The organism is Nocardia sp. NPDC058518 (assembly GCF_042719655.1).
Lineage (GTDB): Bacteria > Actinomycetota > Actinomycetes > Mycobacteriales > Mycobacteriaceae > Nocardia.
In genome coordinates, this window is the sequence record NZ_JBHXNJ010000038.1 from 18,400 (window position 1) to 32,267 (window position 13,868).

11 protein-coding genes are annotated in these 13,868 nt (G+C 69.3%); 4 read left to right on the forward strand and 7 right to left on the reverse strand.

Translation table 11 applies throughout. The features are described from left to right. The first annotated feature begins 201 nt into the window (after positions 1-201). The gene (locus ACFWPX_RS35830; protein ID WP_378933185.1) at positions 202-903 is read left to right on the forward strand and encodes a PhzF family phenazine biosynthesis protein; all 702 of its coding nucleotides are present in this window, start codon (positions 202-204) and stop codon (positions 901-903) included. Positions 904-981: 78 nt separating this feature from the next. Here the strand turns inward: ACFWPX_RS35830 and ACFWPX_RS35835 are convergent, their stop codons facing one another. Together ACFWPX_RS35835 and ACFWPX_RS35840 are read right to left on the reverse strand one after the other, a co-directional pair. Then, positions 982-2,358 carry a hypothetical protein gene (locus ACFWPX_RS35835; protein WP_378933188.1) on the reverse strand — a complete coding sequence of 459 codons (1,377 nt, stop codon included), beginning with the start codon at positions 2,356-2,358 and terminating at the stop codon, positions 982-984. 58 nt (positions 2,359-2,416) lie between these two features. Next, positions 2,417-3,025: a DUF5134 domain-containing protein gene (locus ACFWPX_RS35840; protein WP_378933191.1), complete on the reverse strand. Its 609-nt coding sequence runs from the start codon at positions 3,023-3,025 to the stop codon at positions 2,417-2,419. A 206-nt stretch (positions 3,026-3,231) separates the two neighbouring features. On the opposite strand from ACFWPX_RS35840, the gene ACFWPX_RS35845 reads away from it, so the two are divergent. Next, positions 3,232-3,729 carry a GNAT family N-acetyltransferase gene (locus ACFWPX_RS35845; protein ID WP_378933194.1) on the forward strand — a complete coding sequence of 166 codons (498 nt, stop codon included), beginning with the start codon at positions 3,232-3,234 and terminating at the stop codon, positions 3,727-3,729. A gap of 102 nt (positions 3,730-3,831) precedes the next feature. Here the strand turns inward: ACFWPX_RS35845 and ACFWPX_RS35850 are convergent, their stop codons facing one another. Further along, entirely contained in the window at positions 3,832-5,055 is a 1,224-nt protein-coding gene (locus tag ACFWPX_RS35850) for an aspartate aminotransferase family protein (protein ID WP_378920242.1), read from the reverse strand. A gap of 53 nt (positions 5,056-5,108) precedes the next feature. Then, entirely contained in the window at positions 5,109-5,750 is a 642-nt protein-coding gene (locus tag ACFWPX_RS35855) for a Pr6Pr family membrane protein (protein WP_378933197.1), read from the reverse strand. A 193-nt stretch (positions 5,751-5,943) separates the two neighbouring features. Here ACFWPX_RS35855 and hrpA point away from each other — a divergent pair, with 193 nt between their 5' ends. Continuing rightward, on the forward strand, positions 5,944-10,119 hold the full coding sequence (gene hrpA / locus ACFWPX_RS35860; protein WP_378933202.1) for an ATP-dependent RNA helicase HrpA: 4,176 nt from the start codon (positions 5,944-5,946) through the stop codon (positions 10,117-10,119). Between the two features lie 52 nt (positions 10,120-10,171). On the opposite strand, the gene nrdR is transcribed toward hrpA, so the two are convergent. The 3 genes from nrdR to ACFWPX_RS35875 form a co-directional block, all read right to left on the reverse strand. Continuing rightward, positions 10,172-10,648, reverse strand: coding sequence for a transcriptional regulator NrdR (gene nrdR, locus ACFWPX_RS35865; protein ID WP_378920236.1), 477 nt, complete (start codon positions 10,646-10,648; stop codon positions 10,172-10,174). Between the two features lie 57 nt (positions 10,649-10,705). Further along, positions 10,706-11,989, reverse strand: coding sequence for a hypothetical protein (locus ACFWPX_RS35870; protein WP_378933206.1), 1,284 nt, complete (start codon positions 11,987-11,989; stop codon positions 10,706-10,708). Between the two features lie 102 nt (positions 11,990-12,091). Further along, positions 12,092-12,778 carry a hypothetical protein gene (locus ACFWPX_RS35875; RefSeq protein ID WP_378933211.1) on the reverse strand — a complete coding sequence of 229 codons (687 nt, stop codon included), beginning with the start codon at positions 12,776-12,778 and terminating at the stop codon, positions 12,092-12,094. 307 nt (positions 12,779-13,085) lie between these two features. Between ACFWPX_RS35875 and lexA the strand changes: the two genes are divergently transcribed. Then, positions 13,086-13,724, forward strand: coding sequence for a transcriptional repressor LexA (gene lexA / locus ACFWPX_RS35880; protein ID WP_378920294.1), 639 nt, complete (start codon positions 13,086-13,088; stop codon positions 13,722-13,724). Positions 13,725-13,868: the final 144 nt, after the last annotated feature.

Consider the following 13,868-nt stretch of genomic DNA (forward strand, 5'->3'; position numbering starts at 1 on the left):
GCGCGTTCTTGGACACGTAGTTGCGGAACCCGTCGGGGGGCCGCGCGGGCGCGGCGCCCCCCGCGCCGACCGGGTGGGGCGGGGGGGGCGGCGGGGGGGCGGGCGGGGGGCGCCCCCCCCCCCCGCTGCCGTGGGGAGGGGACACGTCCGGGGGCTCACGGTTCGGTCGGCGCCGCTCAGCGTCCCGGTAGGCTCGCGATCATGAACGCACATGATGTGCCCGATGCCCCGGACATCCAGGTCGAGGTCGTCCGAGTGTTCACCGATCCGGCCGGAAATCTCGGCAACGCGCTCGGCATCGCCCGGGCGGGCGATGTTGTCGCCCTCGACAAGCAGGAGCTGGCGGCGCGGCTGGGATTCAGCGAGACCACGGTGGTCTCCGATCCCGTCGACGGCGTCGCCGACGTCCGCATCTACACACCCGCCGTCGAGTTGCCCTTCGCCGGGCATCCCACCGTCGGCACCGCGTGGTGGCTGGATGTCCAGCGCACGCCGGTGCACACTTTGCAGGTGCCCGCGGGCCCGGTGGCCGTCACCCGGACCGACGGCCTGACCTGGATCACCGCGCGCGCCGAGTGGGCACCGAAATTCGCCTTCCAGCAACTGGAGTCGGCCGAGGCGCTGGCGGCATTGTCGCCCGGCGACTTCACCGAGGGCCAGCATTTCTTCTGGGCGTGGACCGACGAGTCGCGCGGCGCGCTGCGGGCCAGGATGTTCGCTCCCGCGATGGGCATCGCCGAGGACGAGGCGACCGGCGCAGCGGCGGTCGCGCTCACCGGGCAGTTGCGTCGCGGGCTGATCATCACGCAGGGGCAGGGCTCGCAGCTCTACACCGAGTGGGACTCCGACGGGTGGGTTCGCCTCGGCGGGCGGGTCGCCGAAGATCACGTGGTGGTGCTCTGATCGGCGCAGCCGCGTGATGGGCGCAGACGCGACAGCGTTCCTCAACTGCGCACGGCCGGAGCGAAGGCGGAGGTACGCCTAGTTGTCCGGTTGACCGCCGAACCGGCGCAGCCAGGGTGGTCTGGCCGTCCACTGGCCGCGCCGCTGTGGTGCGGCGGTGCCAAGGTCGGCGAGGATGCGGGTTTCGAGCGCGCGGGGCGGGGTGTGCTGGTCGTCGGCGGCCAGCAGTGCGAGCACTTCGTGCACACCGCGGACGCGGGTGGCGAACTGCGACAGGCTGTTCGCGGTGGTGGCGGTGAGTTTGTTCTCGATGTGGTGATGTTCGAGTTCGGCGACCGCGTCGAGCGCGTAGGCGTCGGCCAGGGACAGCACCGAGCCGGGCGGGCACCACGACTGGCCGGCCGTCCACTGGTCGATCCGCTGCTCGGCGAGCCGTTCGATGCTCTCGGCCAGCAGTCTCGTGACCATCGGCACGCGCAGGCCCAGTTCGCGGCCGATGGCGCGGTAGGTGCGGCCGCCGTAGTAGGCGAGGACGAAGATCTCGCAGTGGCTGTCGAGTGGGTCGTCGAAGCCGAGCCTGGCCGCGGCCGCGAGCCAAGGCATGTCGTCGCCGCCGCGGCGATCCAGGCGCAGGCGCTGGACCGCGAGGCGATGGATCTGGGCCAGCAGCCAGGACTGGTCGGGGGTGAACGCCGGGCTGCCGAGGTCGATCTGGGTAGGGGCTGCGCCGGGGTGGTTTGCACCCGGACGTTCGGTGTCGATGCCGGGATGTCCCGCGCCCGGTCGATCCGTGCCGAAGCCCCATCGGTCCGTGCCGAGCCGGTCTGTACCGGCATTGCCGGGGCTGGGGTGACCACGGCCGGCTTCTGCGTGGTCCGCGGCGGGAAGACGGAGGCCGGGGCCTGCGCCATCGGTGCCCTCATGGTCCGGGTAGTCGGCGCCGAGGTGGTCGAGTCCGGCACGCGAGCCGACATCGGCGTGGTCGGTGCCCTCGTGATCGGACCGGCGGGAACCGTCGTTGGTATAGACGACCCCGCGACCGAACGCTACGTCCATCGAACCGTAGGTGTGCGGGGCCAGATCGGATCGCTGTTCGGTCGCGACGAATGCCGAACGACCCCACGGCGTCCCGAGGTCCGGACCGGGACGCGACGGCGGGCCCATCACCGTGTCGTCGGCGGATTCGGCCGGGCGGGCAGCGGATTCCCGGTCGGTGTCGTCCTCGTCGACGATCCATTGCGCCGCTCTCGCGCGCCGATATCCCTCGCGGACAACATCTTCGGCCGCGCCGCGACGGTGCAGCACCCGCAGGGCCAACCCGAACGCGGCGGCGCCGGTGGCGCGGTAGAGCGCGCGCATCTCCTCGCGATCGTCGGCGCCGGAGACGATCGCGGGGATCCGCGTACCGCCGCCGCGGACCCCCGGCGGCGGTTGGGGACCGCGCTGCCCGCTCATCGTCGAATTCCTGCCCGCACTAAGGCAATTCGCAGCGCAAGCGGTTGTGGATCGGTATTCACCGGCCGATCGCGGCGATCAGCATGAACGCGGTCCCGAAATCCATCGCCACGTGGGGCACCAGCGCCGAGGTCAGCGGGTGGGAACCGGCGGGATGGACGAAGCTGTGCCAGCGTGACCGGTGACCGACGGTGCCGAGCGCGACCAGCGCGTCGAGGCCGAACAACACCGCCAGCACGACGGCGGGCCAACTCGCCCCACCGGCGCCGTGCACCGCCCCGTGCCCGGCCATCGCGTAGAGCATCGCCGCCGCGGCGACGGTGTGATAGCCCAGCGCCAGCACACCGTCGGGTGCCGGGCCGGTGCGCCGCCCCATGACGCGTTCGGCGAGCAGGATCGCGAACGCCACGGTGAGGGCGGTGAGCAGCCCGCGCATCGCGTGCGGGTCGGTGGCGGCGGGGAACACCAGCATGGCCAGCATCACCAGGCACATGAGCAGGTGCGCGCTGTCGGATGCGGTATCGACCCGGTGCGCGGGCGGCGTTCGCCTGGTCAACCGGGCCGCCACGATCACCGACGCCAGCACGAACGCGGCGACCACCGGCCACCGCACGAACGCATACTGCTCCACGAAATCGGCCACACCCCACCACTTTCGAGTCGACACCCGCGCCACCATGCTCGCACCCACAGTGGTGCTCCGGGGCGTTTTCCGCGGTCAGGACGCACCTCATCGCGACGCCTCACGCCGGCGGACACCACGGCGAGACCATGCGCTGCGCCCTCAGCACCGCTCGTTCCGCACGGCGAGGTCACGCCCATAGTGGCCGACCCGGATCGATGGGCATCGGCATCGATCTGCAAACTGGACTGATGACCGATAACCCAACTGCCGCGGTCGACCGGCTTCGCGTGGTGGCCGATGACCTCACCGGCGCGGAAATCCGGGCCCTGCTGGCCGCTCACCACGCGGAGATGGCGGACACCACCCCCGCCTGCAGCATGCACGCCCTCGACCTCACCGCCCTGCGTGATCCCGCGGTCACGGTGTGGAGCGCGTGGTCCGGCGACGACCTCGCCGGGTGCGGTGCGCTGAAGGAACTCGACACCGAGCACGCCGAGATCAAGTCCATGCGCACCGCCGACGGGCACACCGGCCGCGGTGTCGCCGCCGCTCTGCTCGCCCACCTGGTCGCGGTAGCCCGAGAACGCGGGTACCGGCAGCTGAGCTTGGAAACCGGCGCGGAAGACTTCTTCGCCCCGGCCCGCCGCCTCTACCTGCGCCACGGGTTCACCGAGTGCGGCCCGTTCGGCAGCTACTCCCCCGACCCACTGAGCCGATTCTTCACCCTGGGGCTCGAACCTTCCTGATTCCGCCGACCCACCGCCTGCCAGGGGATCAGGGCACGCTGAGGTCGCCCGCCTCGAGCCCGGTTCCGCCGGCGAGTTCGGCAGACGGAACCGGTGTACGAATCAGCCCAGGGCGCGCGCGAATCCGTCGGCGAGCTCGGCTACCTGTGCGTCGGTCATGACGAACGACGGCGAGATCTGCATGGCGCCCGCACCGGCGGCGCGGCCCGAGATGCCGTGTTCGCGCAAGGTTTTCACCAGGGCGGGACCTTCGGCGGGGTCGGCGAGCTGGACGGCGGCTACGGCGCCGAGGCCGCTGCGGACTTCGGCGACGCGGGGGTGGTCGGCCAACGGGGCCAACGCGGTGTGCAGGGTGGATTCGAGGCGGGCGGCTTCCTCGATGAGGCCCTCGCGTTCGACGATGGCGAGGTTGGCCAGGGCCGCGGCGGCGGCACCGGCGTGGCCGCCGTAGGTGTAGCCGTGGCGGAACCAGGTGCCGCCTGCGAAGAAGGGCTCGGCCAGGTGGGGGGCGATGAAGACCGCGCCCATCGGGACGTAGCCGGAGGTGAGGCCCTTGGCCGTCGTCATCAGGTCGGGCTGCAGGTCGAAGCGGGTGGAGGCGAACCAGGACCCGCCGATGCGGCCGAAACCGGTGACGACCTCGTCTGCGACGAACAGGATGTCGTGGTCACGGCAGATCTGGCGGACCTCGGCCAGGTAGCCCTCGGGCGGCAGGTACACCCCACCGGCACCGATGATCGGTTCGCAGAAGAACGCGGCGATCTGCTCGGCACCGACGTCTTCGATCAGGGCGAGCAGCGATTTGGCGTCGTCCCATTCGACGGTGCGGGTGTCGTCGACCAGCACGCCGTAGCCCTCCTTGTTCGGCGTCAGACCGCCGAGCGAGGTGCTCGCGTAATGCATGCCGTGGTAAGCCAACCGGCGCCCGACCAGGATCTTCTTGTCGGTGCGGCCCTGTTCGTGCCAGTAGCGGCGGGCCAGTTTGGCCGCGGTCTCCACCGAATCGGAGCCACCGGAGGTGAAGAAGATCTTGCTGCCGGGAACGGGGGCGATCGAGGAGAGTTTCTCGGCGAGTTCCTGGGTGGGGGCTTCGGTGAGGTCGCCGAAGTTGGAGTAGTGCGCGATGGTGCGCAACTGGTCGGCGACCGCGTCGGCGATCTCACCGCGACCGTGGCCGACGTTGGCGAACCACAGCCCAGCGGTGGCGTCGAGGTAGCGCTTGCCCGCGGTGTCGAAGACGTAAGCGCCCTCGCCGCGAGCGATAACGAACGCACCGTCACGATTGACGGCACCCATATCGGCGAATCCATGCCAGAGCGCATTCATGGGTCCACATTTACCCCACTCCGCCGCGACGCGCGCACCGGGGCCATCGCGGGTCAGCCTTCGGCCTTGCGTTCACGCCACCACGCGGGCAGATCACCCAGCGAAGCCATGGCTACCGCCAGGACCGCGAAGACCAGCGTGAGTACGACCAGCCCGCTCGCCATCGACACATAGCCCTGGTCGGTGGGATTGATGAACGGGTAGGGATACCAGTCGACGATCGGACCACGGATCAGGCTGTAGATGCCGTAGATCAGCGGAAAGAGCAACCACTGCCCGATCAGGGCCGGACTCGGCCGCAGCCGTTGCGCCATCGCGACGAACATCCAGTCCAGCACCAGGATCAAGGGCAGGTAGCGGTGCATGAGGTCGTTGATCCACTTGTCGTTGAGCATCACATCGATCCGCGACAGCAGCACCGCGTACACGACCATGGTGATGAGCATGTAGAGGGTGACGGCGCCACGGAACAGCTGCCAGCCGCGACCCTGGGGTGCGACCAGGCCGCCGATGAGCAGCACGATCACGCCCAGAATGTTGGACTCGATGGTGAAGTAGCTCAGATAGTTGGTGAGCGAGAAGGTCGCCGAGTCGATATTGCGCACGGGGATCCACAGCAGGACGACAACCCCGAGCAGGCCGAAACCGAGCCGATAGGCCCTGATCCACCACGCCGTTCGCTCCGTTGCGCTCATGCCCGGATCCTCGCACGACGGACCCCAGCTGACCGGGAGCTCGTGTGCGCACGGGCGTTCGCGTCGCGCGCTGTCAGCCAGACGCGCGGGCCGTGACGGGCGGGCGTCGTGGTGTGTCGTTGGTCTCCGCAAGCCTGCGAGCGGGTGACTCGGGGGAAAACCGGTGGCGGGCTTCGCTACGCTGGTAAGCGCAATGACCAGGACAGCTAGCACCGGAACCCGCGCGCTGCGCACCCGCCTGGCGGAGGTCTCGCTGCGCGATGAACATCGGCTCCGGCGCAAGCTCGACCGTGTGCGGCCCGACGATCTGCCCGCCATCGAGGCCGAGATCGCCACCGCCGAGACCCGCGTGGCCAATCGCCGCGCGGCGCTTCCGCAGATCACCTACCCGGAACAACTTCCCGTTTCCGCGCGCCGCGACGACATCGCCGCCGCCATCGCCGCCAACCAGGTCGTGATCGTGGCCGGTGAGACCGGTTCCGGCAAGACCACCCAGATCCCGAAGATCTGCCTCGAACTCGGTCGCGGGATCCGCGGCACCATCGGCCACACCCAGCCGCGCAGGCTGGCCGCGCGCACCGTGGCCGAGCGCATCGCCGAGGAACTGCGCACCGAACTGGGTGACGTGGTCGGCTACACGGTCCGGTTCACCGATCAGGCGTCGGATCGCACGCTGGTCAAACTGATGACCGACGGCATTCTGCTCGCCGAGATCCAGCGCGACCGGATGCTGCGCCGTTACGACACGATCATCATCGACGAGGCCCACGAACGCAGCCTCAATATCGACTTCCTGCTCGGATATCTGAAGCAGTTGCTGCCGCGGCGGCCCGATCTCAAGGTGATCATCACCTCGGCGACGATCGATCCCGAACTGTTCGCCCGCCATTTCGCCGATGCGCAGGGCACTCCCGCGCCGATCGTCGAAGTGTCGGGCCGGTCATATCCCGTGGAGTTGCGGTACCGTCCGCTGTCGCTGGAACTGCCCGGCGCGGACGACGACGAGGACACCCGCGTCGTCGACCGCGACCCCACCGACGCCATCGCCGACGGGGTTGTCGAGCTGTTCGCCGAGGGCGACGGTGACGTGCTGGTGTTCCTGTCGGGCGAACGCGAGATCCGCGACACTGCCGACGCCCTGAGAGACCTGAAACTCCCCCGCACCGAGATCGTCCCGCTGTACGCACGGCTCTCGGCCGCTGAACAGCACAAGGTCTTCGCCCCGCATACCGGTCGCCGGGTGGTGCTGGCCACCAACGTCGCCGAGACCTCGCTGACGGTGCCGGGCATCCGCTACGTCATCGACCCCGGTACGGCGCGCATCTCGCGCTACTCGATGCGCACGAAGGTGCAGCGGCTGCCGATCGAAGAGGTCTCGCAGGCCTCGGCGCGGCAGCGATCGGGTCGCTGCGGCCGCGTCGCCGACGGTATCTGTATCCGGCTGTATTCCGAGGACGATTTCGAGGCGCGCCCCGCGTTCACCGAGCCGGAGATCCTGCGCACCAACCTCGCGGCGGTCATCCTGCAGATGACGGCGCTGGGGCTGGGCGATATCGAGAGCTTCCCGTTCGTCGAGGCACCCGACCGTCGCGCCATCCGCGACGGCATCGCCCTGCTCGAAGAACTGGGCGCGCTCGCGCACGGCAGCACGAAATCCGTTGACGGCGAACCTGATTCGGGTGGACACCTCACGCTCACGCCGATCGGGCGGGAGATGGCGCAGCTGCCGGTGGATCCGCGGATGGCGCGCATGCTCGTCGAAGCGCAGCGCAACGGGTGTCTCGACGAGGTACTGATCATTGTCGCGGCGCTGTCGATTCAGGATGTGCGCGAACGTCCCGTGGAGCACCAGCAGGCCGCCGACGCCCAGCACGCGCGCTTCGTCGTCGAGGGCTCGGACTTCCTGGCCTATCTGCGGCTGTGGGATTACCTCACCGAGCAGCGGAAGTCGCTGTCGTCCAACCAGTTCCGCCGGATGTGTCGCGACGAGTTCCTGCACTACCTGCGCATCAGGGAGTGGCAGGACCTGCACGGCCAATTGCGTACGATCGCCCGCGGGATGGGCTGGACCGACGCGGGTTCGGTTCGGGGACAGGCGAACTCCGACACCACAACGATCGGCGAATCGGCCGGGAACCGGCGCACCGGGGCCGCCGGTGGTAGCTCGGCCGAGGGCGCCGGAGGCAATCGTGGACGCCGTGGCCGTGGGAATTCCCGATCCGGACGTGGCGGCGACGGAGCGCAACGTGGGCAGACCACTGTGCCCGCGAAAGCGGCAAGCGGGTCGGCGGATTCGTCCGACGAAGACGCGATGCCGTGGCCGAGTACCCAGATCCACCAGTCACTGCTGGCGGGCATGCTGTCGCATATCGGTGTGCGCGAGGCGGAGTCGCGGGAGTTCCTCGGGGCGCGCAATGCGAAGTTCATGATCTTCCCCGGGTCTTCGCTGGCCAAGAAGGCGCCGCGCTGGGTGATGGCGGCCGAGCTGGTGGAGACCTCGCGGCTGTGGGGCCGGATCGCGGCCAAGGTGGAGCCGGAGTGGGCCGAACGGCTGGCCGGCGATCTGGTGAAACGTACCTACTCCGAACCACATTGGTCGGCCAAGCGCGGTTCGGCGCGGGCCTACGAGCGGGCGACGCTGTACGGCGTGCCGCTGGTGACCGGGCGGCCGGTGGACTTCGGGCGCATCGACCCGGAGCTCTCGCGCGAGCTGTTCATCCGCCACGCGCTGGTACAGGGCGAATGGCAGACCCGCCACGGATTCTTCGCCCGCAATCGGGCCCTGATCGACGATGTCGCCGACCTCGAACATCGGGCCCGGCGGCGCGACATCCTCGTCGACGACGAAGTGCTGTTCGAGTTCTACGACAAGCGCATCCCCGCCGATATCGTGTCGGTGCGCCATTTCGACAGCTGGTGGCGCAAGACCGAGCGCAACGATCCCGCGCTGCTGGACTTCTCGACCGACACCGTGGTCAACGCCGGTGTCGCCACGCTCGACCCGACCGACTTCCCCGACGCCTGGCGCCAGGGCGAACTCAGCTTCCCGCTGACCTACCAGTTCGAGCCGGGGCAGGACGACGACGGCGTCACCGCGCGGATCCCGGTGGAGCAGCTCGCGCACGTGCGGGCGGTCGGCTTCGACTGGCTGGTGCCCGGCATGCGCGAAGAACTCGCCGCCACGTTCATCAAGACTCTCCCGAAAGCGTTGCGGCGCGCGATCGTTCCCGCGCCCGACTTCGCGTCGGCGGCGTTGCGCGCGCTGACTCCGCGCGCCGAGCCGCTGCGCACGGGGCTGTCGCGGGAGTTGTCGCGGCTGGGTTCGGTCACCATCACCGCCGACGACCTCTCCCCCACCGCGCTGCCCGACCATCTGCGCATGACCTTCGCCGCCGTCGATCAGCACGGCAAGGTGCTCGCCAAGAACAAGAGCCTCCAGCAGCTGAAAGCACAACTGGCCGAACAGGTTTCAGCATCGGTCGCGCGTGCCACCGCCGGTGCCGAGCGGGCGCCTGCGACAGTGTGGACCTCGGAATCCCTCGGTTCGGTCGCGTCGACCGTGAGCCGCGAAGTCGCGGGCCAGACCGTGACCGGGTACCCGGCACTCGTCCCCGAGGGCGAGGGCGTCGCGGTGCGCGTGCTGAGCTCGCCCGGCGAGCAGGCGGCCGCGATGCGAGCGGGTGTGCGCACCCTGCTGCTCGCCGCGATCCCGACCTCGACTCGTGCGGTCACCGCCGGACTGCCCGCCCGCGATCGGCTGGCGCTGAGCCAGAACCCCGACGGGTCGCTCGACAAGCTGGTCGAGGACTGCCGGGTCGCCGCCGCCGACGAGCTCATCGCCAAGGCGGGCGGCCCGGTTCGCACGCCCGAGGAGTTCGACAAGCTGGTCGCGATCGTCCGGCCGCAACTGTCCACGGCGGTCGTCGCCCTGATCCGCACCGTCGTGCCGGTACTGGCTGCCGCCCAGCAGGCGCGAGCGGCGCTGGCCGACACCCTCGAAACCGATATCGCCGATGACGTCGGCCAGCAACTCGACGACCTGCTGTTCCCCGGTTTCGTTGCCGAATGGGGACGGGTGCGGCTGCGTGAACTCCCGCGCTACCTCCTCGCCGCGGCACAGCGCCTGGAATCGCTACCGGGCTCGGCGGTGCGCGACCGTCAGGCCATGGTCGAGGTAGACCGCATGCTCGCCGCCTACGACAAGCTCGTCGGCGCCCTGCCCCCCGGACGCAAGAACGCCCGTGAGGTCACCGAAATCTGGTGGATGATCGAGGAACTGCGAGTCAGTCTCTTCGCCCAGAAGCTGGGCACGCCGTACCCGGTGTCGGCGAAGCGCATCGACAAGGCCATCAGCTCGATTCGACGCTGAAGTCGATGCGGGCGTTGAGGATTCGTCACCCGTTCCCGCCCCGGACGGGTTACTAGGACTCGGTCGCGGCGACCGCGGCAGCCGCGCGGGCCGCACGCATCTCGGTGATCTCGCGTTCGAAATCGGCTGCGCTGGTGAAGGATCGGTACACCGAGGCGAAGCGCAGATACGCCACTTCGTCGAGATCGCGCAGCGGGCCGAGGATGGCGAGGCCGACCTCGTGGCTGGGTACCTCGGGAGAACCCGTGGCGCGCACCGCGTCTTCGACCTGCTGGGCGAGCAGGTTCAGGGCGTCGTCATCGACTTCACGACCCTGGCAGGCCCGGCGCACACCGACGATCACCTTCTCGCGACTGAACGGCTCGGTCACGCCACTGCGCTTGACCACCGACAAGATCGCCGTCTCCACGGTGGTGAATCGGCGCCCACAGCTCGGGCAGGAACGACGGCGACGGATCGCGGTGCCCTCCTCTGCTTCCCGCGAGTCGACGACGCGCGAGTCGGGGTGTCGGCAATACGGGCAATGCATCCGAGGGTTCCTTCGTCGATGCGCATTTCTATTCCATGGCTCTTGACAGGATACCGGTCAGGATGGCACAACCTGCCACTGCGTGGTCAGGTCCGCGATGATGTCGGGTAGCCGCGCGAGCATCCGGCCCCGGTCGAGCTTGACAGTGAACGGTTCGCGATACACCGTCACCGCGCGCGCCGGGTCGGTCGCGAGGTCGAGATGGCGGGGCAGCAGGTCGGCGGAGATGTAGTCCCAGCGGGTCTCACGATCGGCCCAGTTGAACGCGGGCAGCGGCATCCGCAGACCCAGCGGCGCGCCAGCGGCGATCGGCGACCACACCGTGACCGGCGCGTACACGCCCGGAGCGCGGGTGCCGGGGACGGCGGGCTTGCCCGCCACGGTGGTGACGTAGGTGAGTACTCGACCCATACCGTCGCGGCCGCGCGAGGTCACATCCCACTGGTCGGCGACGATCTGGTTCTGTTCCCGATCGGCCATGGCGGCCAGCGCGTCGGCGCGGCCCGCTTCGGTGCCGCCGTCGATCCCGTTCCAGGCCACCCGCATGCCGTCGCCGAGCAGGCCGGCCGCGAACATCTCGTCGATGCCCGCCAGTCCGTCGGCGAGGTAGGCCTCGTGCATCGGGACCAGGTCGATGAAGATGTGTTTCTGCATGATCATCAGCCGGGTCTGGTACCAGGCGAGGTCGCCGGCGGTCAGCCGGGGACCGAGGGCGGCCAGGCCGGTGACATCGGACGGGACCCCGGTGAGCAGCTCCGGCGGGGTGGCACGGAGCAGGTCGGCGACCGCGTTGCCGAGTTCGTGGATACCGGCGACCGAGACAGCCCCGGCGATGTCGCCGACGTCGAAGAAGCCCGCGGCGAAGGAGGCGCCGGCGATGCCTGCCATGCCTGCCCAGTAGAGATCGGACCGGGCGGCGGCGAGGCGGAAGTAGTTCACGTACACCTGGCTGAAGGTGGCCGAATTGGCCGCGACGCCGCGCTCGGGCGCCCAGGCTTCGAGGTCGATCGCGGCATTGTCGGTGGCTACGACGAGCCAATACTGGTGCAGCAGCGTCGCATACCGTGTCGGGTCGATGCCGTCGGCCCGTGCCTGCGTCAGCGCTTCCCGCAGGGGTGGTTGTGTGGTCGGAAGCTGCGGGTGCAGCCCGCCACCGTATTCGCCGTCACCGTTGAGAGCGGGCAGATCGAGGTACTCGGTATAGGCGGGAACCGCGTGCGCGGCGGGTGCGAGCAACGCAGCGAGCATCGCACCGAGCAGTAGAGCGATCGAGCAGCGGCGCACCGAGACCTCGCATCCGGGTTCGACCGGGGCCCCGCCCCGATTCAGGATGCCCGTCACCGTAGCAACGTGTTCTAGTTTCAGGGTGTGATTCGTCGATACCGACGATCTCGCACACTGCCGGAAACTCCCCGAAAGCGTTTCCGCGCAGCTATTTTCGACTCATCGACCCGGCTCGAACCGTGCGCCGGACCCGAGCCCCGCCTGCTCCGAGATTCCGGGGATCGTCGAGTCGACGTGGTCGACGAAACTGCCCGCGCGCACATGCGCCAGCCCGAGGAAAGCCACGACGATCAGCGCGGTCACCAGCGCGGTCACGGCCAGCGCGGCGAACCCGACCTTGGCCTGTTCGACTCGGTGCAGCGGATGTAAGCCCTTCGCCCGGCCGGCGCGCACGGGACCGCGGGCATACAGGGAGAGTTCGCTGCGCGGTGCGCGATGGTGTGGGCCGCGATCCGCCGACGGGCGAGCGACCTCGCGGGTTCGGCGCGCGGGTTCACTGCGGGGCACGGTGGCGAAGGCGAGATCGAGCTCGGCGTCGGTGAGTTCGATGCGCCGGGCGACGCGGACGATATCGGCGGCGGGTAGGGCGTCCACCGGCGGGCTCAACACGCCGGACCGGACGATACTGCGCGTGACTTCCGCGGGCGCCGTCGCGGCCGGGCGGGTCGAGACAGCAGTTGCGGTCGGCGCTTCGACCGTCTGATCTTCGGTGCCTGCCGACTGCGGCATCGCGGGCCGGACCAAGGCGAAAGGCCGTGGAGCGCGGGCGGTCCGGTGCCGACGGAGAATCGACTCCGAGGCCGGGATGGGGTCTGAGGAACGCAGGGCGCTGGTTGCTGTGCTCATCGGAAGAACCTCCGGGGTGGTGTGCTCCGCTGCTGCGAGAAAGTACTGGTGAGGCGGTGATGCCTCCCCTTGTTCGAACACCTGTGCGACGAACTGATGTTCGATTTCTACCAGATTCCAGCGCGGCTGTCAGCACGAAACGCCCGACATGCTCGAACAGATGTTTGATTGTTCGGCGTGGCCCGACTAGCCTCGAGATGGCGAATTCGACAACTCAGAAGGGCGGGACACGGTGACCCACACAGACGACACGGGTGACGAAAGCGGCACCGGCACCGTCACATCGGGATCCGGGACGGATCTCACCGTGCGTCAGCGCACGGTCCTCGATGTCATCCGTGCCTCGGTGACCGAACGGGGCTATCCGCCCAGCATCCGCGAGATCGGCGACGCGGTCGGTCTCACCTCCACCTCCTCGGTGGCCCATCAGCTGCGCGCCCTCGAACGCAAGGGCTATCTACGCCGCGACCCGAATCGACCGCGCGCGGTGAACGTCCGCGGGCTCGACGAGGCGGTCCGCTCGGTGACCACGCTGCCCCAGCAGACCGACGAGGTCGACCCGAGCCGCCCGACTCCGACGTTCGTCCCGGTCCTGGGACGAATCGCCGCCGGTGGCCCGATTCTGGCCGAACAGGCCGTGGAAGATGTTTTCCCGCTGCCGCGCGAACTCGTCGGTGAGGGTTCGCTGTTCCTGCTCAAGGTGGTCGGCCAGTCGATGATCGACGCGGCGATCTGCGACGGCGACTTCGTCGTGGTGCGTCAGCAGAATGTCGCCGAGGGTGGCGATATCGTCGCCGCGATGATCGACGGTGAGGCCACCGTGAAGACCTTCAAGCGCAGCGGCAAGGACGTGTGGCTGATGCCGCACAACCCGCACTTCGAGCCGATCCCCGGCAACGACGCGCAAATCCTGGGCAAGGTCGTCACCGTCATCCGCAAGGTCTAGCGGCGCGCGGTCGCGGTCATCTCCCAGATCAGCAGCTCGGCGGGGGGCCACGCGGGGTCGCGGGGGGCGCCCCGGGCGGGGCGGGGCACCGGGGCGCCCGGGGGCATGGTGGCGGAACCCCCCGAGGAGAAGCAGTATATTATA